This is a genomic window from Janthinobacterium sp. GW822-FHT07H10 (genome assembly GCF_058798675.1).
This window is the reverse complement of sequence record NZ_JBXAKS010000001.1, coordinates 429900-455964: the sequence shown is the minus strand read 5'-3', so window position 1 is coordinate 455964 and position 26065 is coordinate 429900. Positions and strand designations below refer to the sequence as shown.

The window sequence follows — 26065 nt, the reverse complement described above, 5'->3', positions numbered from 1 at the left end:
GCCCCTGCCGCATCCCGTGCGTGGCCGCCATGACCACGGCACTGTTCGATTGCGCACATCGTGCGCGCCTTCTGCTCCGGTAGAATCGGCGCAACGCTCTGCGCAAACAATGCACCAAAGCTGCACCATGCTGTTGCCGCGCCAGTCTCCATGCTGCCGGCCGGTGCCAGCGACACTTCAAAGGAATGAGCATGCAAAGTCTAATCTCGATCGCCGCCGACCTGTCCTGGCCGTTCGCCATTACCCTGGCCTGGGTCGTCGGCGAATTCGGCCACCGCTGGACGGGCCTGCCGCGCATCAGTTTTTACGGCGTGATCGGCTTCATCCTGGCGCAGACGCAGGTCGGCATCCTGCCGCAGACGGACGCCGGCCCCATGCTGGTGCTGGCCGACGTGGCCTTCGGCCTGATCCTGTTCGAAGTCGGCTACCGCATCAACCTGCGCTGGCTGAAAAACAACCCGTGGATCGCCGTCACGGGCCTCGTCGAGTCCCTGCTGACCTTTGCCGTCGTGTACTTCATCGGCATCGAGTTCGGCACCACATCGATGACGGCGCTGCTGCTGGCGTCGCTGGCCATGTCCACCTCGCCGGCCACCATCATGCGCGTCATCAACGAGGAGCGCAGCTCGGGCCAGGTCACCGAGCGCATCGTCCACCTGACGGCGCTCAACTGCGTGCTGGCCGTCTTCACCTTCAACATCATCATCGGTTTCTGGATGTTCCAGAGCTCCACCGACCTGATCGAGGCGACCAGCAGCAGCGCCGCCGTGCTGGCCGCCTCCGTGGCCGCCGGCACCGTCTTCGGCATCATCGTGCCCGCCATGCTGCGCCGCCTGGGCAACATGGCGCAGGACGCCACGGTGGCTTTCGCCCTGTCCGTCATGCTGCTCGTCGCCCTGACCTACACCACCAGCCTGTCGCCGCTGCTGGCCACCCTGACCTTCGGACTGGTGGCGCGCCACCGCCGCGTCGCCTTCAGCCAGGCGCAGCGCAATTTCGGCGCGCTGGGCGAACTGCTGACGGTGCTGCTGTTCGTGTATGCCGCCTCGACCCTGGAATGGGGCAGCGTGACGGCCGGCGCCGGCCTGGCCCTGGCCGTCGTCGGCGGCCGCCTGCTGACGAAAGTCGTCGGCGTGGCCGCGTTCTCGCATGTCAGCGGCATTTCCTGGCGCAAGGGCATCCTGACAGGCGTGGCGCTGACGCCCGTCTCCGTCTTCATCATCCTGCTGCTCGAACACGCGCGCCAGCACGGCGTGAACTTCGGCGACGAATTGAATGCCCTGGCCGCCGTCACCCTGGGCCTGGAACTGGTCGGCCCCGTACTCGTGCAGCGCGTGCTGATGCTGGCAAAAGAAACCCACGAAATCAAGGAGCGCTAAATGCCGCTGGAACCCTTTGGCCAATCGGCCGCGCTGACTTTCGGCGTCGAACTCGAACTGCAGCTGGTGAACCTGTCGGACTACGACCTGACGGCCGCCAGCCCCGACCTGCTGCACCTGCTGAATAAAAAACCGTTTCCCGGCAACGTCACGCCGGAAATCACCGAGAGCATGATCGAGATCAACTCGAGCGTGCACACGCATCATGGCCCCCTTCTGGAGCAGCTGCAGGAAATCCGCGACACGCTGATCACGGCCGGAGACAAGCTCAATATCGGCATCGCGGGCGGCGGCACGCACCCGTTCCAGCAATGGTCGTCGCAAAAGATCTTTTCCAAGCCGCGCTTCCAGGAAATTTCGGAACTGTACGGCTACCTGGCCAAGCAGTTCACCATCTTCGGCCAGCACGTGCATATCGGCTGCGCCTCGGGCGACGACGCCATGTTTTTGCTGCACTCGCTGAACCGCTACATCCCCCACTTCATCGCCCTGTCGGCCTCCTCGCCCTACGTGCAGGGACGCGACACGCTGTTCGATTCGGCACGCCTGAACTCCGTGTTCGCCTTCCCCATGAGCGGACGCGCGCCATTCACCCTGAGCTGGGACCAGTTCTCCAACGAGTATTTCGCCAAGATGGAGAACACGGGCATCATCAAGAGCATGAAGGACTTTTACTGGGATATCCGCCCCAAGCCGGAATTCGGCACCATCGAGCTGCGCGTGTGCGACACGCCGCTGACGGTGGAGCGGGCCGCCGCGCTGGCCGCCTACCTGCAGGCGCTGTGCCGCTACCTGCTCGAACGCCGCGAGACGCCGCCGGTGGAAGACGATTACCTCGTGTATAACTACAACCGCTTCCAGGCCTGCCGCTTCGGCCTCGACGGCGCCATCACGCATCCGAAAACCTACGAGACGATGTCGCTGCGCGAGGACATCATGACCACCCTGCGCAAGATGGAACCGCACGCCGAGGCGCTGGGCAGCACGCAGGCCCTGAAACACCTGTCGGACGTGGCCAAGCAGTGGAGCGATGCGCAATACCTGCGCAAGCAGCACAGCCTGCAGGGCAGCGCCGAGGGCATGGTCGATTCGGCCATCAGATGTTTTCGCGGCGAGCCGATGAACTACTGACGCCGGTCAGCATGGAAACGTAGCTCGGATTAGCGGCGGCCCGCCGCGCAATCCGACTGGCGTCGCCAACAATGTTGTCGGATGACGTACTGCGGACTCATCCGACCTGCCCGCCCCCTTCCGCGCGCGACGGTGTTGCCAGGCATTTTGACTTCCCGCCCAACCACGCAAAGCCAAAAAACCACACCTCGCCTCCCCGTCATTTACAGCAGCCGGCCCCGCTTGTTACAATAAGTGAGAATGATTCTTATTATTGTTTAATCCACCGATCCAGCCGGGCCGGCCATGCAAGGGGAACGCGATGCCGCTGGCAGAGCCGCTACAACGCCAGGACATCGCGACACTGTACGCCGACCACCACGGCTGGCTGCAGGGATGGCTGCGCAAGAAGCTGGGCAGCACCGCCTGCGCGGCCGACGTGGCGCATGACACCTTCATGCGCCTGCTCGACCGGGAGGACGCCGTCGCCGCGCGCGAGCCGCGTGCCTTTCTCGCCACCGTTGCCCAGCGCGTGCTATTCAACCACTACCGGCGCCAGAAACTGGAACTGGCCTACCTCGACGTGCTGGCACAGCTGCCGCCTTTGCATGCACCGTCGCCCGAAGAACGGGCACTGCTGCTGGCCACCGTATTCGAACTTGACCGCATGCTCGACGGCTTGCCGGCGCCCGTCAAGCGCGCTTTCCTGCTGCGCCAGCTCGACGACCTGCCGCAGGAAGACATCGCGCGCCAGCTCGGCATCTCGCTGGCCACGGTGAAACGCCACCTACAGCGCGCCGGCAGCGCCACGCACGCGTGGCAGCAGCTGCAACTGCAGCACGAGCATCTGCCGCCGGCCATGCAGGCGACCCTGCTGCGCGCCTGCGTGCAGGCGAATGCGCCGCGCCGCCACGCCGTCAAGACCCTGGCCCTGCTGCTGGCCTGCGGCGCTTCGCTGTACGCATTCGAACGCCATGCGCCATGGCGCGGCTGGACGGCCGACTACCGCACGGGCGTCAACCGGCGCCGCGTCGTGACCCTGAGCGATGGCACCCAGCTCACCCTCAACACCAGCAGCGCCGTCAACATCGATTACAGCGGCGAACAGCGGCGCATCGTGCTGCTGGCCGGCGAGATCTTCATCGCCACCGGCAAGGACGCGGCACAACGGCCGTTCTTCGTCAGCACACCGCATGGCGGCCTGCAGGCGCTGGGCACGCGTTTCACGGTGCGCCTGCACGATGCCTACGCCAGCGCCGGCGTGCTCGAAGGGGCCGTCGCCGTGCTGGCCGACGATGGCGGCCAGCGCCTGGTGCTGCGTCCCGGCGAGGGCGCCCACTTCGACAGCGCGGGATACCACCGCCAGGCGCTGGCTCCCTATGGCGGGGCCTGGCTCGGTGGCATGCTGGTGGCGCGCGACATGCGCCTGGCCGATTTCCTCGCCGAGCTGACGCGCTACTGCGAGCAGCCGCTGAGCTGTGCGCCCGGCATCGCCAGCTTGCGCGTCTCCGGCTCCTACCCGCTGGCCGACACGGACGCCATCCTCGACGCCGTCTGCGCCAGCCTGCAGTTGCGCCGCAATACCGTCACGCGCTTCTGGGGACATCAGGTCGTGCGCATCGAACTGGCGGCACGCTAAAAAATATTCTCTTGAAATTGAGCTGTTTCGCCGTAGTCGCGTGACTTGGAAGATAGGCAGTCCCCATCTTGCGCATCCACGAAAGGTTTTTTCACATGCATCACGCTTCGCGTTCCCTCCTTACCCGCACCGTACTGGCCTGCGCCCTGTCGCAGATCGGCATGGCCCTGGCCCTGCCGGCGTCAGCCCAGGCGCAAACGCAGCAAGTGCGCAGCTACAGCATTCCCGCAGGCTCGCTGGGCGATGTCTTGACGCGCTTCGGCAGCGACAGCGCCATCCTGCTGTCGTTCTCCAGCGAGGCCACGCAAGGCTTGCGCAGCGCCGGCCTGCAAGGCCGCTACAGCCTGCAGGACGGTTTCCGCGCGCTGCTGGCCGGCAGCGGCCTGCAAGCCGTGCCGCAGGCGAATGGCGGCTACCTGTTGCAGAAAATCCCCGCCAGCGCCGGCGCCCCTTCGGCGGATAGCCGCGGCGTGGCCGTCATGAGCGGCGTCACCGTGGTGGCAGCGGCCGAACGCAGCGCCGTGACGGCCGGCACGGGCAGCTATACGGGCGGCCCCGCCAGCGGCGCCACGGGCCTGGTCCTGACGCAGCGCGAAACGCCGCAATCGCTGACCATCGTCACGCGCCAGCAGATGGATGACCAGAACAGCAACGCCGTCTCCGACGTCATGAAGAACGTCAATGGCGTGAGCGTGCAGAACTATGACAGCGACCGCTGGAGCTTCCAGGCGCGCGGCTTCGCCGTCACCAATTTCCAGTACGACGGCGTATCGGCCATCTATGACGGCGTGTACGACTGGGGCACGACGAACAGCGACATGGCCATCTACGACCGCATCGAAGTGCTGAAAGGCGCGACGGGCCTGATGAGCGGCTCGGGCGACCCGTCCGCCACCGTCAACATGGTGCGCAAGCGCCCCACCGCCAGCTTCGAGGGCTCGGCCACCCTGGGCGCCGGCTCGTGGGACAACTACCGCGGCGAAGTCGATGTCTCCGGCCCCCTGAACGACAGCCGCACGGTGCGCGGCCGGCTGGTGGGCGCCTACCAGGACAAGCACTCCTACCTGGACCGCTATAAACAGCAAAAATCGGTCGCCTACGGCATCATCGAGGCGGACCTGACGCCTGTCACCCTGCTGACGGCCAGTTTCACGCACCAGGATTACAAGCCGCGCGGCTCGACCTGGACCGGTTTTCCCGTGCTGTTCTCGGATGGCTCGCGCACGGATTTCCCCACCGCGTGGAACCCGGCCACGGACTGGAGCCGCCGCGACATGCAGAACACCACGTTGTTTACGTCGCTGGAGCATAGCTTCGCCAACGAGTGGAAGGTGAAATTGAGCGCCAACCAGCTGCGCAGCAAGCATGACAGCGTGCTCGGCTCGGCCAGCGGCGGCAATCCCGACCCCGCCACGGGCGAAGGCGCCTATTTCTTCATGGGGAAATACAAGGGCGACCGCCGTCAGACCACCGTCAACGTCGACGCCAGCGGCCCGTTCACGGCCTTCGGCCGCCGGCACGAAGCCATGGTCGGCTATTCTTCATCGACGGCGAAGCAGGATGGCCCCGTCTACGAATCCATCTATCCACCAGTCGAAGGCAGCTATTTCGACTGGCGCGGCCAGTACGCGGAACCGGCCTTCAAGCGCCTGGGCAACGACAACGACAGCACGCGCCAGAGCGGCCTGTATGGCGCCGTGCGCCTGCATCCTGTCGACGCGCTGTCCGTCATCGTCGGCGCGCGCGTCAGCGACTACAGGCAGGAACAGGACCGTACTTTCTTCGACAGCGGCACGGCGCGCATCCAGTCGCGCATCGAGGAAAACAAGGTCATCACGCCGTATGCGGGCATCGTGTATGACCTCGACAAGACATATTCCGTGTTCGGCAGCTACACCAGCATCTTCGCGCCGCAGAGCAACCGCGACGTCAACCGCAACTTCCTCGCCCCCGTGCGCGGCAAGGGTTTCGAAGCGGGCGTGAAGGCGGAGTACCTTGACGGCAAGGTCAATGCCAGCGCGTCCCTGTTCCAGATCCGCCAAAGCAACGTGGCCAGCTCTGTGGGCGAAGTCAACGGCGAAGAAGCGTATCGAGCCATCGACGGCGTCACCAGCCGCGGCGTGGAAATGGAAGTGACGGGCGAAGTGGCCAGGGATGTGAAGCTGAGCGCCGGCTATACCTATGCGCATGTGCGCGACGCGGAGGGCAAGGACGTGTTTTCCACCATGCTGCAAACCACGCAGCCGGCCCACCTGGTGCGCGTGCAGGGCACGTGGCGCCTGCCGGCAAGCCTGGACAAGCTGACCGTCGGCGGCGGCATCAACTGGCAAAGCAGCTACTACGGCAATATCTGGAATCCCGCCATCAACGATTATTCGCGCATCAAGCAGGGCAGCTACGCACTGGTCAACCTGCTGGCCCGCTATGAAATCAGCAAGAACGTCACGGCCAGCCTCAACGTGAACAACCTGCTGGACAAGAAATACATGACGGGTTTGGGCCTGTTCCAGACGGGCTTTTATGGCGAACCGCGCAGCGTGATGTTCACCGTGCGCACGAAGTTTTAACGCGAAGTTCCAACTAAGTGCCGTACAACGCCAGCGCCCATGCCGGCGGGCGCAATTCCAGCGCCAGCGGCAGATAAGCGGGATCGAAGCGCGCCGCCAGCAGGTACACATTGGCGGCGCCCTTGGGTTCCCAGTTCCCCGTGAAGCCCTTTTCGCCGGCCGCCACGCGCTTGCGGTCGAAGGGCACGGCGCTTTTCGCGAATTCCTCGTGCGTCTTTTTTCCCTGCGCATACGGTGCCAGCCAGGCCAGCGCCTCGGCCAGGCGCCGCGCCGGCGGCGCGCCATACCAGTCGTCGCCATGGGCTTGCGCCATCAGCGCCGTCGCCAGCAGCGGTTCCAGGCTGTAGGTGGTGTAATGCAGGGCGTCGCGCTGTTCGAAGTCGAACGGCACGCCGCCAGCGCCGATATTGCGCGGCACGTGGGCCAGGAAGCGCTCTTTCGCGCGCGCGATCAGCAGCGCCTCGCCCGTGAGATAAGCGGCGGCCGTGCCGATCTTGATGCGGTGGCTATGCCAGTTGTTGCGCGCCGTCGACGGCCCGCCCACCTTGATCGGATCGCTCAAGTACCCGTGCGCCAGGGTGCGGCAAAATGCCTGCACCTGCTCGCGCTCGACGCCATTCAGTCGCTCCTGCAGCAAATCAAAGCCCATCAGGAGGCTGGCCAGCTCCGTCTCGTCGACGGGACTGAACGACGGCTGATAGCCACTGCTCCAGGCCAGCACCAGCCGGCGCGCGCTCTCGAAATGCGCCATGTCGCCCGACAGCCGCCAGGCCAGCGCCTGCAGGCGCGCCTGGCGCCAGTCTTCCTGCGCCTGCTGGCTGTGTTCGCGCCCGCCCTCGCCCTTCAGCAAGCCGCCCGTGCGCACTTGCGCCATCAAATGCACGGGCCGCGCCGCATCCTTGCGCGCCGCCTTGAGCACCTGTTCGGCAACGGCAGGGGCCACGCGCACCGTCAGCGTGCGGGCGCGCTCGGCCGACGTCAGGGCAAACGGCAGCGCTGCCTCGTGCGGGCGCGGCTCCGCGCGCAGCTGCGCCAGGGGCAGCGCCAGCAAGCCGGCCAGCACGGCGCGGCGGCGCATCAGGATGGGCGTCAAAACCGCGTTTCCCGCGCCGCGCGCAGGAAGTTGTCGAGGATGGGCGTGCAGTCGAGCAGCTCGACGCCGCCCGCCGAATGGAATTCCGGGTGCCACTGCAGACCCATGACGAAGCGCGCCCGCTGGTAGCGGATGGCCTCGACGATATTGTCTCCCTGCGAATACGCTTCCACCGTGATGTCGCGTCCCAGGTCCTTGACCGACTGGTGGTGGATGGAGTTGACCAGTGCCTCGCCCGTCTTCGGGAACAGGCCGGCCAGCGACGAACCTTTCGGGAAGACGATGCTGTGGCGGTGGCGGTCATACAGGTCGTTGACGTGCGAGGTGGCGCCTTCCACGTCCGAGGCAATGTCCTGGTACAGCGTGCCGCCGAAACCGACATTAATCAATTGACAACCACGGCAAATGCCCAGCACGGGCTTGCCCGCGTCGACGAATTCGTGCAGCAGCTCCAGCTCGTACAGGTCGCGCGCGCGGTCGCCGCTCCATTCGGGCCGCGTGGCCGTCTCCGAATAGGTCTGCGGCGAGACGTCGGCGCCGCCCTGCAGCACCAGGCCGTCCAGGTGGCGCGCATAGTGGCGCAAGGTGATGTTGCTCGGGTGGAGCAGGCCGCTGGTATTGACCGTGGGAATCATGAACACCAGCACATCGCGCGACATGACCCACTGCGCGATCGACTCTTCCAGGTATTGCAGGTTCTTGCTGCGCAGGCCCGTGGCACCGGGCTCGGGATGGAAGATGCGCGCCGAGATGCCGATGCGCAAGGTGCGCCGCATGAAATCGCGGCTCGCCTTGTCGCGCATGGAACGGTAGCGCGACGAGATCACCCGCCAGGCCAGCGCCAGCGGCGTGTCATTGTCCTTCAGGTAGCGCGGCGCGGCGTCGCGTGCGCGGTGCTCGTCATCGGACGCCCGGCCAACCCGGTCGGGCCGGGATGGCGGCGCAGGATCGGTGGAAGGGGGCTGCTGGGGATCTTTTTCGTCTGACATGGCAAGGCTGACTCAAAGCGGGGACGGTTTCAATATAACCCCCCGCCTCCGAAAGCACGATTCAATTTTGTAACAAAAGCATACGTGCGGCGCATCCGCGCAACAGGAGCGCACCCAACGCATACGCCGCGTTTACGCCGGCGGCCCCGCTTTTTAGAGAATCTTTACGGCCCCGCTGCTAATCTTGAACGTACCTCAACCACCGCTGCAAAGCCGCCATGGATCCCCATTCACGCCACTCTATGCCTCCAGCGCATCAAGCGCTGCCCCACCGCCATCCCCGCCTGCCCACCTTCCTCATGCACATCACGGTCGACAAATCCTGCCTGGCCGAGCTGCGCCAGCTGGTCGTCAAGACCTGCGGCGGCATGCTCTCGTTCATGCGCGTCGAAGCGGTCGACCATGCCGAGCGCATGAAAGTCTGGCTGTGCGTGACGGAACCGGCCCTGCGCCTGACGATGGATGCCGTCATGCGCCTGCTGCCGGCGGCGGAATTTGGCCGCATCAGCCAGGGGAAATCGCTATGAACCAGTATGCCTGCGAGCAGGCGATGTCCACCTCCCGCATCACCGCGCACTTCCAGGGCATCTGGGTGCCGATGGTCACGCCGTTCCGCGATGGCCAGATCGACGTCGACGCCGCGCAGCAGCTGGCCAGCGAGCTGGCCGCCAGCGGCATCGACGGTCTGGTCGCGTGCGGCACCACGGGCGAGGCGGCCATGCTGAGCGCCGCCGAACAGACCATGCTGCTAGATAGCGTGCTCGAAGCCGTCGGTCCGCGCTTTCCCGTCGTGATGGGCGTGGGCGGCAGCGACACGCACGGCGTCATCGCCAGCGTGCAGCGCTATAACGACCATCCGCTGGCCGGCCTGCTGATCTCCGCCCCCGCCTATGTGCGCCCGTCGCAGGACGGCATCGTGCGCCACTTCCAGGCCATCGCCGCCGCCACCGACCAGTCCATCGTGCTGTACAACGTGCCGGCCCGCACGGGCGTGAATATCGCGCCGCAGACGGCTGCCCTGCTGGCGCGCGACTCCCATTTCGTCGCCATCAAGGAAGCGGGCGGCACGCTGCAGCAGCTCGGCGAATTGCTGCTCGACACGCGCCTGGACGTGCTGTGCGGCGACGATGCGCTGCTGCTGGCCAGCCTGTCCATGGGCGGCCACGGCGCCATGTCGGCCGCCGCCCAGGTACGTCCCGACCTGTATGCGCAGCTGTTCCACCTCGTCAAGCAGGGCCGCCACGGCGCGGCAGGCGCCCTGTTCAAGGCCATGCTGCCCGTCATCCGCCTGCTGTTTTCCGAACCCAACCCCGGCCCCGTGAAGGCGGCGCTGGCCATGCAGGGCAAGGTGCGCGACGAGCTGCGCTTGCCGATGACACCCATGTCCCAGGCCGGCCAGGCCGCGCTGGCCGATGCGCTGGAGCAGCTGATGGAGCTGCCCGCATGGACGGCCGATGAAAGGCAGGCCGCGCGCGAAAGCTGCCTGCTGCAGCTGGTCTACCCTGCCAACATCATGCCCGCGGTACGCCACGATGATCATCGCCATCACGGATGAACGCGGCGGGATGGAAAAATCCATCGTCGCCGGACGCCTGGCTGCCTCGCGCGCGCTGGCCGGACGCAAGGTATTGCTGCTCGATGCCGATCCGCGCCAGGGAGCCCTGGCGCAGGCCAGGATCATGCACGACGGCGTCACGCAAAACAGCGTGACGCGGCCGCGCCTGATGGCGCGCGCCATCAGCGCCAAGGGCCTGCAGCCGGAACTCGAGCACCTGGTGACCTGCTACCACGACATCGTCATCGACAGCGAAGGCCGCGATTCCATGGGCAGCCGCTCGGCCCTGATCGCTGCGCGCGTGCTGGTGGTGCCGCTGGACGGCGGCGTCGACGCCGCCGCGCAGGCAGGCCTGACGCGCCGCATCGCGCATGCGCGCAGCTTCAATCCCGGGCTATGCGTCTTGCTGGCAACGGACACGCAAGCGTCGGCCGCCCACACCCTGGCCGCGCGGATTCCGGCAGCCCGCGTGGTCGGCCTGGGACAGCTGTATTGCGCCGTGTTCGACTGCAGCCACCGCGCGGCATAGCAACGACGGCTGGGGCCAGACCCGCCGGGTCCGGCCCCATTTTCAGCACGCGAAAGGCGGCGCCGCCGCCTCTCCTCCCTTCAATTAAAACGTCTTGCTTACCGTCAGCAGCAGCGCCGTCTTGCCCATGAACTTGCCGTTGACCGGCGAGGCATAGGCGGCCTTGCCGGCATTCGTGCCGATCACGGCCAGCGCGCCCGAAACAAAACCGAAGTCGCGCGTCACGCCCACTTTCCAGTCCGTGTAGCTCGATGCATCATTGTTGTTGACCTTCTGATGGCCCGCATGCAGGTTGCCGGTCCAGCCATTCGTCAGGTCGATATTCGCGCCGATATCGAGGTAGCCGCTGTTCTTGCTGTTGACGATGCCGAACAGGTTGGAGACGGCATGCGAGTACTTGATGTAGGCCGGGCCATACGACAGCTGGCCGTAGACTTCCTGCGTATCCGCGTTGGCCAGGCCGGCGACGTGCTTCAAGCCATTGTCCGCGTACACATATGCGAGCACGCCCACGTCGTAGCCGATATCGGCGTTCAACTGCCCGCGCTTGCCCGCATACAGGTCCACTTCCACGTCGCCGCTGCCGCCCGCGTCCTTGGTCCACTTGATGGTCGAGGCCCACGCACCCGCATACAGGCCGGTGGGATTGTTGACGTAATCAAAGCCGCCCTGCAGCGCGGGCTTCAAGCGCGTCTGCGAAATGCCGCGGTAGCGGTAGTCAGACACGCCGGCCACGTTGAAACTCAGCTCGTTGTCCGGCTTGGCCTCGTCGGCGTGGGCCAGGCTGCCGGTAAAGGCGGTGGCGACGGCGAGTGCAAGTAACATTTTATTCATGGTTTTTCTTCTTCATGGGTGGTATGGGCCTTTGCCAACATGGCGCAGCTGGCCCGCCGCTGCAAAAATTCGGGTAAAGCGTCCCCCTGGCGCGCGCGGCGCCTGTTTTCAGACAGGGGATGAAAAGCGGTTTAAGCGGTTTAGAGAGGCAGCAGCAAGCGGTAGCCGACGGCCGTTTCCGTCAGCAGGTACTGCGGCTGGGCCGGGTCGGCTTCCAGCTTCTGCCGCAAATGCCCCATGTAGATGCGCAGGTAGTGGCCGTTTTCACTGTTCGACGGCCCCCACACTTCGCGCAGCAGTTGCGGATTGGTGACGACCCTGCCCGCGTTTTTCACCAGGACGGACAGCAAACGGAATTCCGTCGGCGTCATGTGCACCAGCTGCTTGTTGCGCGTCACCAGGCGGTCCTTCAGGTCGACGCGCACGTCGCCGAACTGCACCACGCCGTCATCGCTGGCGGCAGGCTGGCGCTGGCGGCGCAAGGTGGCGCGCACGCGCGCCAGCAGCTCGCCCACGCCGAACGGCTTGGTCAGGTAATCGTCAGCGCCCGCATCGAGCGCGCGTATCTTGTCCTGCTCGTCGACCCGCGCCGACAGCACGATGATGGGCACGGCCGACCATTTGCGGATGTCGGCGATGAAGTCGATGCCGTCGCCGTCGGGCAGACCCAGGTCCAGCACGATCAGGTCGGGGCGGCGCGTGCCCGCGTCGATCAGACCCCGCTGCATGGTGGCCGACTCGAAAATCTGCCAGCCCTCGTCCTCAAGCGCGGAGCGCACGAAACGGCGGATTTGCGGTTCATCCTCGACCAGCAAGGCGGTGGCGGAAGGTTCGTTCATGATGGTTGTCCTGTTTCAAAATCGTTTGCATCGTCCGGCTCCGGCGCGGGCGGCGCCGGCGGCGTGCCCAGCGGCAAGGTAAAGACCATGGCCGCGCCCTGTGCCGACGCGGCTGGCTGCGCGTGGATGGTGCCGCCGTGCGCTTCGACGATGGCGCGGCAGATGGCCAGCCCCAGTCCCACGCCCGGCTTGTTCGACTCGCGCTCGCCGCGCGTGAATTTTTCGAAGATGGCTTCTTCGCGCCCGGGCGGCAAGCCCGGGCCATCGTCGGCCACCGTCACCTGCAGGAACTGCCCATGTACCCGGCCAACGATGACGATGCTGCTTCCCGGCGGCGTGTACTTGGTCGCGTTTTCCAGCAGGTTGCACAGCACGCGCTCGATCAGCACGGCGTCGTAGCGCACCAGCGGCAAGTCCGGCGCCAGCTGCGTCTGCACGCGGTGGGCCTGCAATTGCGGGCCGCTGGCGCGCAGCGCGCTGCCGACCACCTCTTCCAGCGCCTGCCATTGCAGGTTCAGGCGCACCTGGCCGCTTTCGATGCGCGCCATGTCCAGCAGGTTCGCCACCAGCGCGCTCATGCGCACTGTCTCGGACTGCAGCGCGCGCGCCATGTCCAGCTGCGCGCTGGACAGCGCCGGTTTCGACAGGGCCAGCGATTCGGCCAGCCCCACCAGCGACGTCAACGGCGTGCGCAGGTCGTGCGACAGGGCCGCCAGCAGCGAATTGCGCAAGCGTTCTGACTCCATCTGCACCAGCGCCCCCTGCGCCACGTCGATATAGTGCACGCGTTCGAGGGCGATGGCCGCCAGCGCGGCAAAGGTGTCCAGGTGCTGGCGCTGCTCGGGCACCAGCAGCCAGCGCCCGTGACGCGGCGCCTCCAGCGGCAGCAGCGCCAGCAAGCCGCGCGTGCGCATCGGCGCGATCAGCGGCAGATAAAAAATGCTCGATCCCGGCAGGGTATCGGTGCCCGTGCCGGCCGCCTGGGCATGGTCGAAGGCCCACTGCGCGATGCCCATGTCCAGCGGCTCCACGCCATTTGGCGATTGCAGGCGTCCCTCGTCATCGGGCAGCAGCAGGGTCGCGCGCGCGCGGAACGCCCGCTCGATGGCGCTTTTCGTGATCTCGAAAATCTGCTCCGTCTGCAGCACGCTGGATAACTCGCGCGAAAACTCGTACAGGGCCCGCGCCCGCGCTTCGCGGTGCGAAGCGACCCGTGCCTGGAAACGCAGGCCGGCCGTCAGGTGGCCCGTGATCAGGCCCACGGCCAGCATCACGCCAAAGGTGATGATGTACTGAAAATCGCCCACGGCAAACGAGAAACGCGGCGGCACGAAGACGAAGTCGAAGCAGGCCACGCCCACCAGGCTGGCCAGCGCCGCCGGTCCGCGCCCCAGGCGCACGGCCACCAGCACCACCGTGAGCAGCGACAGCATGGCGATATTGGCCAGGTCCAGGTAAGGCTGCAACGGCACCGAAACGAGGGCCGTGGCCATGCTGGCGCCCGCCGCCAGGATGTAGCGCCAGTGGCGCATGGGGCGGCGCGGCGTTTCCGTGTCCACGCCCGCGACAGGCCGGGGCGGGGCGTCAGCTGGCGGCAAGCCCACCTCGATCAGGTCGATATCGGGCGCCAGGCTGGCCATGCGCGCCGCCGGCGACGCACTCCACAGCCGCGCCAGCCAGCCGCCCCTGCCCTGCCCGCGCCCGACGATGACTTTCGAGATATTCGCGCCGCGCGCATAGTCGACGATGGCGGCGGCGATGTCGCCGGAGGGGTTGACGGCCGTGCGCGCGCCCAGGTCCTGCGCCAGCTTCAGCGTTTTCAGGATGCGTTCGCGCTGGCGCGCCGGCAGGCGCTGCAGGCGCGGCGTTTCCACATACAGCGCATGCCATTCCGCATTGAGCTGGCTGGCCAGGCGCGCCGTGCTGCGGATGACATGTTCGCCGCCCGCGCGCGGCCCCACGCAAGCCAGCAGCGCGGCGCCCGTCTTCCAGACGGGATTGATCGACTTCTCGACGCGGTAGGCTTGCACGTCGTCCTGCACGCGGTCGGCCGTGCGGCGCAAGGCCAGTTCGCGCAAGGCGATCAAATTACCCTTGCGGAAAAAATGCTGCGACGCCCGCTCCGCCTGCTGCGGCTGATACACCTTGCCCAGTTTCAGGCGGCGCAGCAGTTCATCGGCGGGGATATCGACCAGCACCACCTCGTCGGCGCGGTCGAACACCGTGTCGGGCAGGGTCTCGGCCACGCGCACGCCGGTGATCCCGCCCACCACATCGTTCAGGCTTTCCAGGTGCTGCACGTTGACGGTGGAGAGCACGTCGATGCCGGCCGCCAGCAATTCCTCGACATCCTGCCAGCGCTTCGGATGGCGCGAACCGGCCACGTTCGAATGGGCCAGTTCGTCCATCAGGATCAGCGGTGGCGCACGTCGCAGGGCCTCGTCCAGGTCGAACTCGAACAGGGTCTTGCCGCGGTATTCGACGGCCTTCCGGGGCAGCAGCGGCAGTCCGTCCAGCAGGGCGGCCGTATCCTGGCGCCCATGCGTCTCCACCACGCCGACCAGCAGATCCTGACCATCGGCCAGCAATTTGCGGGCGGCGGCCAGCATCGCATAGGTCTTGCCGACGCCGGCGGAGGCGCCAAAATAGATGCGCAGCCTGCCGCGCGCGGCTTTCTTTTCCTGCGCCTGCACTTGCGCCAGCAGGGCATCAGGGTCGGGGCGTTGGCTGTCGTTGGGGAGCATATTGTATTTTAGTCTTCTTGGAGCATCTGTAGGTCGGATTAGCGCTAGCGCGTAATCCGACGGCATTGTTGGCTGCGCCGTGGGTAATGTCGGCTTACGCTGCGCCAAGCCGACCTACGCCGACCTACGCACCATTGCCAGCTTACTTTGCCATGGCATCCAATGCCAGATTCAGTTCCAGCACATTCACCCGCGGTTCGCCAAAAAAGCCGATATACGCGGTTTTCTGCACCTTGGCGATGGCATTTTCCACCTGCGCCAGCGGCACGCCACGCACGCGGGCCACGCGCGGCGCCTGGTACACGGCGCCCGCCAGGCTGATTTCCGGATCCAGGCCGCTGCTCGACGCCGTCACCAGGTCGACGGGGATCGGGTTGCGGTTGCCGGGATCGGCTGCCTGCAGGGCGGCGATGCGCGCCTTGACGGCGTCGACCAGTGCCGGATTGCTCGGTCCCTGGTTCGAGCCGCCCGAACCGGCGCCGTTATTCGCCATCGGCGCGGTGGCCGATGGACGGCCCCAGAAGTACTTGGGCGAGGTGAACGACTGGCCGATCAGGCTGGAGCCGACCGGTTTGCCAGCCCGCTCGACGATGCTGCCATTGGCTTCCTCATTGAAAGCCAGTTGCCCGATGCCGGCCGTGGCAAACGGATAGACCACGCCGCAGATCACGGTCAGCGCGGCAAACAGGACCAGGGCGGGACGTACGATAGTGCTCATGATGGTTCCTTTAGACGAGGTTGAGTGCGGACAGCAGCATGTCGATCAGCTTGATCCCGATGAAGGGCAGGATGATGCCACCCAGGCCGTAGATCAGCAGGTTGCGGCGCAACAGGCTGGCCGCGCCGATGGCGCGGTATTGCACGCCTTTCAGCGCCAGCGGGATCAGCACGACGATGATCAGCGCATTGAAGATCACGGCCGACATGATGGCCGATGCGGGGCTGGCCAGGTGCATGATGTCGAGCGCCTTCAGCTGCGGATACGTGCCCACGAAGGCGGCCGGGATGATGGCGAAATACTTGGCGATGTCGTTCGAGATCGAGAACGTCGTCAGCGAACCGCGCGTCATCAGCATCTGCTTGCCGATTTCGACGATCTCCAGCAGCTTGGTAGGGTTCGAGTCGAGGTCGACCATGTTGCCCGCTTCCTTTGCCGCCTGCGTGCCCGAATTCATGGCCACGGCCACGTCGGCCTGGGCCAGCGCGGGCGCGTCGTTGGTGCCGTCGCCCGTCATCGCCACCAGGCGGCCTTCGGCCTGGTAGCTGCGGATGAGTTTCAGCTTGTCTTCCGGCGTCGCTTCCGCCAGGAAGTCGTCCACGCCCGCCTCGGCGGCAATCGCGGCGGCCGTCAACTTGTTATCGCCCGTGATCATGACGGTCTTGATGCCCATGCGGCGCAGTTCCGCGAAGCGTTCCTTGATGCCGCCCTTGACGATATCCTTCAGCTCCACGGCGCCCATGACGCGGCCATCGTCGACCACCACCAGCGGCGTGCTGCCGCGGCGGGCGATATCGTCGACGGCGCGCGCCACCTCTTCCGGATACGGCTGGCCCAGCGCTTCCACATATTTTTTCATGGAGTCGGCCGCGCCCTTGCGCAGCTGGCGCACCTGCTGCTCGCCCGCGATATCCACGCCGCTCATGCGCGTCTGCGCCGTGAACGGCACGAAGGTGGCGTGCAGGCTGGCCATCTCGCGTTCGCGGATATTGAACTTCTGCTTGGCCAGCACGACGATGCTGCGCCCTTCCGGCGTTTCATCGGCCAAGGAGGCCAGCTGCGCCGCGTCGGCCAGCTGCTGCTCCGTCACGCCGGGCGCCGGCACGAAGTTCGACGCCTGGCGGTTGCCCAGGGTGATGGTGCCGGTTTTATCGAGCAGCAGCACGTCGACGTCGCCAGCCGCTTCCACGGCGCGGCCCGAGGTGGCGATCACATTGGCCTGCATCATGCGGCTCATGCCGGCCACGCCGATGGCCGACAGCAGGCCGCCGATGGTGGTCGGGATCAAACACACCAGCAGCGCGATCAGCACGGTGATGGTGACGGGCGAACTTGTCACGCCTTGGCTGCCGGCCGCCGCCACGGAAAACAGCGAATACGGCAGCAGGGTCACGGTGACGATCAGGAAGACGATGGACAGGGCGACGAGCAGGATCGTCAGGGCGATCTCGTTCGGCGTCTTCTGGCGCTTGGCGCCTTCCACCATGGCGATCATGCGGTCGATGAACGCTTCGCCGGGATTGACGGAGACGCGCACCAGCAGCCAGTCCGACAGCACGCGGGTGCCGCCCGTGACGGCGGAAAAATCGCCGCCCGATTCGCGGATGACGGGCGCCGATTCGCCCGTGATGGCGCTCTCGTCGACGGAGGCCACGCCGGCCGTCACTTCGCCGTCGGCGGGGATCACGTCGCCCGCCTCGACCAGCACCGTCATGCCCTTGCGCAGGTCGGTGGCGGGCGTCGGCAGCCAGGAGGTGCCATATTTTGGCGTCTGCATCTTTTTCGCCATCACCGTCTGCTTCAGGGCGCGCAGCGAGGCCGCCTGGGCCTTGCTGCGGCCTTCGGCCAGCGCTTCGGCGAAGTTTGCGAACAGTACGGTAAACCACAGCCACACGGCGACGGCGACGATGAAGCCGAACGGCGCTTCACCCTGGCCATTCAGGGCCTGGATGGCCAGCAGGGTCGTGATGATGCTGCCGACATAGACGACGAACATCACGGGGCTGCGCCACTGCGTGCGGGGGTCGAGTTTTTTGAACGCATCGACGACGGCGGGGCCGATCAGTGCGGAATCGAACAAAGTCAGGCTTGTGCGTGACATGGTAGCCTCTTATTTGATGAATAGTTGCAGGTGTTCGACGACGGGGCCCAGGGCCAGCGCGGGAACATAATTGAGCACGCCGACCAGCACGACGACGCCGATCAGCAGGCCGATGAACATGGGGCCGTGCGTGGGCATGGTGCCGGCATTGGCCGACAGGCGCTGCTTGCCGGCCAGTGAACCGGCCACCGCCAGCACGGGCACGATCACGGCGAAGCGGCCGAACCACATGGCGATCGCCAGCATCACGTTATAGAACGGCGTGTTGGCGGACAGGCCGGCAAACGCGCTGCCGTTGTTGTTGGCGGCCGAGGTGAAGGCGTACAGGATTTCGGAAAATCCATGCGCGCCCGGATTGGCCACGCCCACCATGCCCGGCTCCACCATCACGGCGATCGCCGTTCCCGTCAGCACCAGGGCCGGCGTCACCAGGATGGCCAGCGACACCATCTTCATTTCATACGCCTGGATTTTCTTGCCCAGGTATTCCGGCGTGCGGCCTATCATCAGGCCGGCGATGAAGACGGCCAGGATGGCGAACATCAGCATGCCGTACAGGCCCGTGCCCACGCCGCCGAACACCACTTCGCCGAACTGCATCAGCAGCAGCGGCACCATGCCGCCCAGGGGCATGTAGGAGTCGTGCATGGAGTTGACGGCGCCGCACGATGCCGCCGTCGTCACCGCCGCGAACAGGGTCGAGGAACTGATGCCGAAGCGCGTTTCCTTGCCTTCCATATTGCCACCCGATTGCAGGCTGCTGGCCTGCTGGTCCACGCCCAGCGCCTGCAGGGCGGGATTGGCTTGCTGCTCGGCGCTCATCACGCCGGCCGTCATGACGACGAAGATGACGGTCATGGCGGCCAGTACGGCCCAGCCCTGGCGCATGTCGCCCACCATGCGGCCAAAGGTGAAGCACAGGCCGGCGGGAATCAGGAAGATGGCCAGCATCTGCAGGAAGTTCGACAGCACGGTGGGGTTTTCATACGGATGCGAGGAATTGGCATTGAAGAAGCCGCCGCCATTCGTGCCCAGCAGCTTGATCGACTCTTGCGACGCGACGGGGCCCATGGCGATCGTCTGCGTTTTTGCCACTTGCGCTTCCATCACGGGCTTGCCGGCCGCATCCAGCACGGGCTGGCCGTCGGCCGCCATTTTCGGCGTCTCATACGCCACCTGGTCGAGCAGGGTCACTTCCTTGTACGGGGAAAAATTCTGGATCATGCCTTCGCCCATGAAGACGACGGACAGGGCCAAGGAGAGCGGCAGCAGGATGTACAGGGTCGAGCGCACCAGGTCGACCCAGAAATTGCCGATCGACTTGCCCGAGCGCGAGGCGAAGCCACGCACCAGCGCAAAGATCACGGCGATGCCCGTGGCGGCCGAGAAGAAGTTCTGGCAGGCCAGGCCCAGCATCTGGGTCAGGTAGCTCATGGTCTGTTCGCCGCCGTAGCCCTGCCAGTTGGTATTGGCGACAAAGCTGACGGTGGTATTGAACGAGGAATCCGGGCTGACGGCGCCCAGTCCCTGGGGATTCAGCGGTAAAAAGCCCTGCAGGCGCTGCAGGCCATACACAAACACGGCGCCCACGGTATTGAAAACGATCAGGGCGATGGCATAGCTTTTCCAGCCCATGGCCTTGTCGGCGGGCAGGCCGGACCAGCGGTATAGCAGGTTTTCCAGCTTTTGCAGCCAGCCCAGGCCGCGCAGCGGCGCGTCGCCGGCCACCCTGGCCATGTACGATCCCAGCGGATAGGCGGCCGCCAGCAGCACGACGAGGAAAGCGAGCAGTAATAGTGTTGATTGGGTCGTCATCACAGTTCCTCCGCCTTCAGCAGCGCCACCAGCAGGTACACGAGCAAGCCGGCCGACACGAAGGCGCCCAGCACATAGAACGCGTTCATTTCACGCTCCCTAATTTGTCGCAGGCGACGGCAAAGCCGGCCACCACGACGAAAAACACGGCAATCAAGCCGAGATACACGATATCCATTCCCACCCTCATTCAGGTTTGTTTTGATAGTGAGCAGATTAGCCAAATGGGTCTAAAAAATTCGTAAAGACTGGGCGGGCAGCTGTAAACAAGATGTAAAAACGGGGGCTTTACCGCATAAAATCCGCCACAATTGGCGCAAAACCACGGCTGTGGCGCACTCTTGTTGCCTTGGAGTAGCGCTATTGCTCGCCGATCAAGATAGAATGCGCGAGCGTCCGCACAAGGACGCCTAGCCTGCCGCACTGCCCTCCCCCAGTGACGCTGGACGGGATATACTGTATATTCATACAGTTATCGCCGCCGCTGTCACTGCGCCGCGCAGTGCCCCGGCCTGGCGTTCCAACCAATGTCTTTACTTAGCTTGAACACGTATGGCCACTAAAAAACCAGCATCCGACTACAGCGAATCATCCATCCGTGTCCTGAAAGGACTGGAACCCGTCAAGCAGCGCCCGGGGATGTACACCCGCACTGAAAATCCGCTGCACATCATTCAGGAAGTGATCGACAATGCCTCCGACGAGGCGCTGGGCGGTCACTGCACGCATATCGCCGTCACGCAAAACACCGATGGCAGCATCACCGTCGAAGACAATGGCCGCGGCATTCCCGTCGGCCTGCATCCGGAAGAAGGCGTGCCGACGGTGGAAATCGTGTTTACGCGGCTGCACGCGGGCGGCAAGTTCGACAAGGGCTCGGGCGGCGCCTACGCGTTTTCGGGCGGCCTGCACGGCGTCGGCGTATCCGTCACCAATGCGCTGTCGACGCGCCTGGAAATCACCGTCTGGCGCAAGGAAAGCGACGGCAACGGCCTGCATCACATGGTGTTTGCCAACGGCGACGTGATCGAGCCATTGAATTCGCGTCCCGCCCCGCGCGACGGCAAGAAGTCGGGCACGCGCGTGACGGCCTGGCCCGATGCAAAGTATTTTGACTCGCCCAACATCTCGCAAACCGAGCTGCAACGCCTGCTGCGCTCGAAAGCCGTGCTGCTGCCGGGCGTGACGGTCACGCTGACCAACGCCAAGACTGGCGACACGCAAACCTGGCTGTACGCGGAAGGCTTGCGCGGCTACCTGACCGAATCGCTGGCGCAGGTGTCGAATGGCGAAACCCTGATACCCCTGTTCGAGGGCGCGCAATACGCGGGTCCGGACTCGGAAGGCTTTGCCGAAGGCGAAGGCGCGGCCTGGGTCGTGGCGTGGACGGAAGAAGGTGCCATCGTGCGCGAGTCGTATGTCAACCTGATTCCCACCTCGAATGGCGGCACGCACGAATCGGGCTTGCGCGACGGCCTGTTCGGCGCCGTGAAGAACTTCGTCGAGATGCATTCGCTGCTGCCGAAAGGCGTGAAGCTGCTGCCCGAAGACGTATTCGCGCGCGCTTCCTTCGTGCTGTCGGCGAAGGTGCTGGACCCGCAATTCCAGGGCCAGATCAAGGAACGCCTGAACTCGCGCGACGCCGTGCGCCTCGTCTCGACCTTCACCAAGCCGCCGCTGGAACTGTGGCTGAACCAGCACGTCGACTACGGCAAGAAGCTGGCGGAATTGGTGATCAAGCAGGCGCAGTCGCGCCAGCGCTCGCTGCAAAAAGTGGAAAAGAAAAAATCCTCGGGCGTGGCCGTATTGCCGGGCAAGCTGACCGACTGCGAATCGTCGGACATCACGCGCAATGAACTGTTCCTCGTCGAGGGCGACTCGGCGGGCGGTTCGGCCAAGATGGGCCGCGACAAGGAATTCCAGGCCATCCTGCCCCTGCGCGGCAAGGTGCTGAACTCGTGGGAGACGGACCGCGACCGCCTGTTCGCCAACAACGAGATCCACGACATCGCAGTCGCCATCGGCGTCGACCCGCACACCGTGGGCGATTCCCCGGACCTGTCCGGTCTGCGCTACGGCAAGATCTGCATCCTCTCCGACGCGGACGTGGACGGCTCGCACATCCAGGTATTGCTGCTGACCCTGTTCTTCAAGCACTTCCCCGCCCTGATCAACAAGGGCCATATCTGCATCGCCCGTCCGCCGCTGTACCGCGTGGACGCACCCGCGCGCGGCAAGAAGCCGATCCAGAAAATCTACGCGCTCGACGATGGCGAACTGCTCGCCATCGAGGACAAGCTGCGCAAGGAAGGCGTGAAACAGGGCGCCTGGTCGATCTCGCGCTTCAAGGGCCTGGGCGAGATGAACGCCGAGCAGCTGTGGGAAACGACGATGAACCCGGACACGCGCCGCCTGCTGCCCGTGACCCTGGGCGAAATCGACCACATGGCCTCGGCCGCCCGCTTCAACATGCTGATGGGCAAAGGCGAGGCGGCAGGCCGCCGCGCCTGGATCGAGGAACACGGCAATGAGGCGGAGGCGGATATCTAAATGATCATCGGTATCGACCTCGGCACCACCAACAGCCTGGTCGCCATCTGGCGCGACGGCAAGGCATCCATCATTCCGAATGCGCTGGGCGACCACCTGACGCCGTCGTGCGTCAGCATCGACGACGATGGCACCGTGCTGGTGGGGCGCGCCGCGCGCGAGCGCCTGCAGACGCACCCGCAGCTGACGGCGGCCGTCTTCAAGCGCTACATGGGCAGCGAAAAAAAGATCACCCTCGGCACGCAGCACTTCCGTCCGGAAGAGCTGTCGTCGATGGTGCTGCGCGCGCTGAAGGAAGATGCCGAGGCATTCCTCGGCCACAAGGTCGAGGAAGCCATCATCACCGTGCCCGCGTATTTCAGCGATGCGCAGCGCAAGGCCACGCGCATCGCCGGCCAGCTGGCAGGCCTGCGCGTGGAGCGGCTGCTGAATGAACCGACGGCCGCCGCGCTGGCCTACGGCATCCGCGACAAGGAACAGGAAAGCAAATTCCTCGTCTTCGACCTGGGCGGCGGCACCTTCGACGTGTCGATCCTGGAACTGTTTGAAGGCGTGATGGAAGTGCGCGCCTCGGCCGGCGACAATTTCCTCGGCGGCGAAGACTTCGTCAGCGTGCTGGTCGACGCCTTTTTGGAGGGCAGCGGCTTGCGCGACGCCGTCGGCAGCCGCCTGCTCGACCCGCGCCAGCAGCAGTTGCTGCGCGACGAGGCGGAGCGCGTCAAGCGCCTGTTGTCGGAGCAGCCCTCCGTGCGCATGGTCACGCGCTACCAGGACAGGGAATATAGCTGGGAGATCAACGAAGACAAGCTGGCGCAGCTGTGCGAACCCCTTCTGGCCCGCTTGCGCCTGCCCGTGGAACGGGCACTGCGCGACGCCACCATCCGCGCCGCCGAATTGAATGAAGTGGTGCTGGCCGGCGGCGCCACGCGCATGCCGCTGGTACGCAAGCTCGTCTCGCGCATGTTCGGCCGCTTTCCCGCCATCCACCTGGATCCGGATGAAGCGGTGGCGCTGGGCGCCGCCGTGCAGGCGGGTCTGAAAATGCGCGATGCGGCCCTCGATGAAGTGGTCATGACCGACGTGGCGCCGTACTCGCTGGGCATTTCGATTTCGCGCCAGGTCGGCGCGAACCAGTATGAGGGCGGCCATTACCTGCCCATCATCGAACGCAACTCCGTGGTACCCGTCTCGCGCACGGAAAACATCACCACCATCCACGACAACCAGAAGGAAATCAACGTCGCGATTTTCCAGGGCGAGTCGCGCCTGGTAGCCGACAACGTCTTCCTCGGCAAGATCAGCTTCCCGATTCCCGCCAAGAAGGCCGGCGAGGTCGGCATCGACGTGCGCTTCACCTATGACGTCAGCGGCGTGCTGGAAGCGGAAGTGACGGTGCTGGCCACACAGGAAAAGCACAAGATGGTCATCAGCGACAATGCGGGCGTGATGACGCCGGAACAGATCGAGCGGCGCTTCCTTGAACTGGCCGACCTGAAGATCCACCCGCGCGAACAGCTGGAGAACCGCACCCTGGTCACGCGCGCCGACCGCCTGTATGAACAGTCGCTGGGCGACGTGCGCCAGTACCTGGCCGCGCATACGGCCAACTTCCAGGCCGCGCTGGAGACGCAGGACCCGAACACCATCCGCAAGGCGCGCCAGGCGCTCGACGAAGTGCTGCGCCAGGTCGAGAGCGAGAGCTTCCTGTAGATGGACGGCGGCATGCACAACGCAGAACGCGGCCTGTGGGAGATCCTGGACACGGCACCGACGGGCGACGAGCGCGCCATCAAGCGCGCGTATGCGAAGCGCCTGAAGGTGACGCGTCCCGAGGATGATGCGGCCGCCTTCCAGGAACTGCGCGACGCCTATGCATACGCGCTGCGCCATGCGCAGCTGTTTGCCGCCGAATTGCAGGAGCAGGCTGAGGAAACGGCTGAAGCGCATCCGGCCCCGGTAGCCGCAAGTATCGCAGAGACCGGGACGCCGCACGTGGAAGCCGCCGAATTATGGGGCGTCATCGACGACGATACCCGAGACACTCGGGACGCGCCTGCGGAACTGTGGGGCGTCATCGCCCAGGAACAGGCACCGCCAGCCGAATTGTGGGGCGTGGTCGCCATCGACCCTGTGCAGGAAGGCGCCAGCCTGTGGCAGGCATTCCTGGAACAGGCAAGGCAGCGCAACGGGGCCGCCCTGCTGCCAGGCTTCCTCGAGCGCGGGGAATTGCTGAACCTCGACGTGCGCGAGGAATTCGACCTGTGCGCGCTGCGCTACTGCGCCAGCGCCGGCTATGAGCTGGCGCTGCGCCAGGCCCTGTTCGAGCAGCTGGGCTGGGAGCACGATTTTTCCTACCTGGCGCGCAGCCATGCGGACCTGGTACGCAGCGCCGTGCAGCGCTACCGGGCCGACCGCTCGTTCGCCCATTTCAGCGACAACCGCGACAGTTACCCGGGCCTGGACTGCATCATGTCGCAACAGCCGCCGAGCGCCTACGCGCGCCAGCTGTTCGATCAAAAATTCACGCTGCAGCTGCGCGAGCTGCTGCAGACGATACGCTGGCAGCATGCCGAAATGCTGGCCTACAAGCTCGATACGGATCTGTTCGAGCAATGGGAACACGTCGTCCATGCCAAACGCTACTTCAAGCAGACGGCGCTGGCATCGTGCGGCCTCGGTTTCGTGCTGCACTTCATGCTGGCCGGCGTGCTCGATGCGGCCGGCTTCAAGCTCGGCGACACGGCTGGCTATGCCAGCCTGCTGGGTTTCCAGGCGCTGGCCTTTGCCCTGCTGGCCATGCATGCCTTGCGCTGGCCGGCGCCGCTGTTCGCGCGCCTGGAAGCGCTGCAGGAAGCATTGCAGGAACGCCTGCCCGCGCTGTGGGAGCGGCCCGGCCTGCGGCAACTGGGCTGGATCGTGCCCTACCTCGCGCTGGCGCTGCTGCTGTTCCTGCCCGAACGCAGCGAGTCCATGCGCCTCGTCACTTCGGCCGGCTTGTGCGCGTCGGCCTTGCTCGCGTATGCGCTGAATCGCCAACTGCTGCATGGCATGCTGCTGCTCCTGGCCCTGGGCCTGTCGCTGTTCGCCGCCATGTTCATGAGCGGCAAAGGCCAGGCGGCGCTCGCCATCGGCGAGGCCATGCCGCTGATGTTTTGCCTGGCGGCGCTGGCCCTGCGCAGCGCCACCGGCCTGTATGGCGATTGCCGCTTCCCCGAGGCGCTGCTGCCCCGCCTGCGCGCGGCATGGCTGATCGGCTGTGCGGGCTTGCTGTCGCTGCTGTATGCGCAGCAGCTGCCGGCCGTCCTCGCCGGCGCCATGCTGTTTGCCTGGTCCTGCGCCGGCTTGCTGTTTTCTCCCAGCGATTTCCGCTGGAAGACGATGTGGCCGCTGGTCCTGGTGCCGTCCATCGGCAGCTTTCTGCTGGCCGGCCAGGCCCCCGCTATCCGCGCCATGCCGATGATGCATCACAGCGTCGAACTGGCCATGGCCGTGCTGTATCTGACCTTGCGCTACATGTATCTGACGTACGGCAAGTCCTTTTCCAAATCCGGGCTGTCATAATCGGCTCCACGAATTCAACCGCAACCACTTAATACTGAAACA

At 65.4% G+C, this 26065-nt stretch carries 19 protein-coding genes and 1 pseudogene; 11 read left to right on the top strand and 9 right to left on the bottom strand.

Features of this window, described 5'->3' with window-relative positions; translation table 11 throughout:
- Nucleotides 1-191: 191 nt before the first annotated feature.
- From AC1RDJ_RS02045 to AC1RDJ_RS02025, 5 genes and pseudogenes are all read left to right on the top strand, one after another.
- Nucleotides 192-1379, top strand: coding sequence for a cation:proton antiporter (locus tag AC1RDJ_RS02045; RefSeq protein ID WP_071326208.1), 1188 nt, complete (start codon nt 192-194; stop codon nt 1377-1379).
- Nucleotides 1380-2510: a YbdK family carboxylate-amine ligase gene (locus AC1RDJ_RS02040; protein WP_493026362.1), complete on the top strand. Its 1131-nt coding sequence runs from the start codon at nt 1380-1382 to the stop codon at nt 2508-2510.
- A 301-nt stretch (nt 2511-2811) separates the two neighbouring features.
- Nucleotides 2812-3294: pseudogene (locus AC1RDJ_RS02035) on the top strand (sigma-70 family RNA polymerase sigma factor); the annotation flags it as partial.
- Nucleotides 3295-3348: 54 nt separating this feature from the next.
- Nucleotides 3349-4128 (top strand): FecR family protein, encoded by a 780-nt coding sequence (locus AC1RDJ_RS02030; RefSeq protein ID WP_493026560.1) that lies wholly within the window; start codon nt 3349-3351, stop codon nt 4126-4128.
- Nucleotides 4129-4223: 95 nt separating this feature from the next.
- On the top strand, nt 4224-6695 hold the full coding sequence (locus tag AC1RDJ_RS02025; protein WP_493026361.1) for a TonB-dependent siderophore receptor: 2472 nt from the start codon (nt 4224-4226) through the stop codon (nt 6693-6695).
- A 13-nt stretch (nt 6696-6708) separates the two neighbouring features.
- Here the strand turns inward: AC1RDJ_RS02025 and AC1RDJ_RS02020 are convergent, their stop codons facing one another.
- Together AC1RDJ_RS02020 and AC1RDJ_RS02015 are read right to left on the bottom strand one after the other, a co-directional pair.
- The gene (locus tag AC1RDJ_RS02020; protein ID WP_493026360.1) at nt 6709-7788 is read right to left on the bottom strand and encodes an alginate lyase family protein; all 1080 of its coding nucleotides are present in this window, start codon (nt 7786-7788) and stop codon (nt 6709-6711) included.
- The gene (locus AC1RDJ_RS02015) at nt 7785-8777 is read right to left on the bottom strand and encodes a gamma-glutamyl-gamma-aminobutyrate hydrolase family protein (RefSeq protein WP_071321990.1); all 993 of its coding nucleotides are present in this window, start codon (nt 8775-8777) and stop codon (nt 7785-7787) included. The genes AC1RDJ_RS02020 and AC1RDJ_RS02015 overlap by 4 nt, the downstream gene beginning before the upstream one ends.
- A 242-nt stretch (nt 8778-9019) precedes the next feature.
- Here AC1RDJ_RS02015 and AC1RDJ_RS02010 point away from each other — a divergent pair, with 242 nt between their 5' ends.
- The 3 genes from AC1RDJ_RS02010 to AC1RDJ_RS02000 are packed head-to-tail and all read left to right on the top strand — an operon-like array spanning nt 9020 to nt 10861.
- A complete protein-coding gene (locus AC1RDJ_RS02010) occupies nt 9020-9304 on the top strand; it encodes a hypothetical protein (RefSeq protein WP_232251033.1) in 285 nt (94 codons plus the stop codon).
- The gene (gene dapA / locus AC1RDJ_RS02005; RefSeq protein WP_493026359.1) at nt 9301-10332 is read left to right on the top strand and encodes a 4-hydroxy-tetrahydrodipicolinate synthase; all 1032 of its coding nucleotides are present in this window, start codon (nt 9301-9303) and stop codon (nt 10330-10332) included. The genes AC1RDJ_RS02010 and dapA overlap by 4 nt, the downstream gene beginning before the upstream one ends.
- The gene (locus AC1RDJ_RS02000; RefSeq protein WP_493026358.1) at nt 10310-10861 is read left to right on the top strand and encodes a division plane positioning ATPase MipZ; all 552 of its coding nucleotides are present in this window, start codon (nt 10310-10312) and stop codon (nt 10859-10861) included. Before dapA ends, AC1RDJ_RS02000 begins: the two co-directional genes overlap by 23 nt.
- Nucleotides 10862-10945: 84 nt before the next feature.
- Here AC1RDJ_RS02000 and AC1RDJ_RS01995 read toward each other — a convergent pair whose 3' ends face one another.
- The 7 genes from AC1RDJ_RS01995 to kdpF form a co-directional block, all read right to left on the bottom strand.
- Complete coding sequence (locus AC1RDJ_RS01995) at nt 10946-11695, bottom strand: TorF family putative porin (RefSeq protein WP_493026357.1); 750 nt, start codon at nt 11693-11695, stop codon at nt 10946-10948.
- A 140-nt stretch (nt 11696-11835) separates the two neighbouring features.
- Nucleotides 11836-12534 carry a two-component system response regulator KdpE gene (kdpE, locus tag AC1RDJ_RS01990; RefSeq protein WP_071321986.1) on the bottom strand — a complete coding sequence of 233 codons (699 nt, stop codon included), beginning with the start codon at nt 12532-12534 and terminating at the stop codon, nt 11836-11838.
- On the bottom strand, nt 12531-15278 hold the full coding sequence (locus AC1RDJ_RS01985) for a DUF4118 domain-containing protein (protein WP_493026356.1): 2748 nt from the start codon (nt 15276-15278) through the stop codon (nt 12531-12533). The genes kdpE and AC1RDJ_RS01985 overlap by 4 nt, the downstream gene beginning before the upstream one ends.
- Before the next feature lie 142 nt (nt 15279-15420).
- Nucleotides 15421-15996, bottom strand: coding sequence for a potassium-transporting ATPase subunit KdpC (gene kdpC / locus AC1RDJ_RS01980; RefSeq protein WP_493026355.1), 576 nt, complete (start codon nt 15994-15996; stop codon nt 15421-15423).
- A gap of 10 nt (nt 15997-16006) precedes the next feature.
- A complete protein-coding gene (gene kdpB, locus AC1RDJ_RS01975; protein WP_071321983.1) occupies nt 16007-18097 on the bottom strand; it encodes a potassium-transporting ATPase subunit KdpB in 2091 nt (696 codons plus the stop codon).
- Nucleotides 18098-18106: 9 nt separating this feature from the next.
- Entirely contained in the window at nt 18107-19912 is a 1806-nt protein-coding gene (kdpA, locus tag AC1RDJ_RS01970) for a potassium-transporting ATPase subunit KdpA (RefSeq protein ID WP_493026354.1), read from the bottom strand.
- A complete protein-coding gene (gene kdpF / locus AC1RDJ_RS01965; RefSeq protein ID WP_071321981.1) occupies nt 19912-20001 on the bottom strand; it encodes a K(+)-transporting ATPase subunit F in 90 nt (29 codons plus the stop codon). Before kdpF ends, kdpA begins: the two co-directional genes overlap by 1 nt.
- A 463-nt stretch (nt 20002-20464) precedes the next feature.
- Here kdpF and AC1RDJ_RS01960 point away from each other — a divergent pair, with 463 nt between their 5' ends.
- The 3 genes from AC1RDJ_RS01960 to AC1RDJ_RS01950 are packed head-to-tail and all read left to right on the top strand — an operon-like array spanning nt 20465 to nt 26023.
- Entirely contained in the window at nt 20465-22462 is a 1998-nt protein-coding gene (locus AC1RDJ_RS01960; protein WP_071321980.1) for a DNA topoisomerase IV subunit B, read from the top strand.
- Nucleotides 22463-24172, top strand: a complete 1710-nt coding sequence (locus AC1RDJ_RS01955) for a molecular chaperone HscC (protein ID WP_071321979.1) — start codon at nt 22463-22465, stop codon at nt 24170-24172.
- Nucleotides 24173-24184: 12 nt separating this feature from the next.
- Nucleotides 24185-26023: a hypothetical protein gene (locus AC1RDJ_RS01950; RefSeq protein WP_493026353.1), complete on the top strand. Its 1839-nt coding sequence runs from the start codon at nt 24185-24187 to the stop codon at nt 26021-26023.
- Nucleotides 26024-26065: the final 42 nt, after the last annotated feature.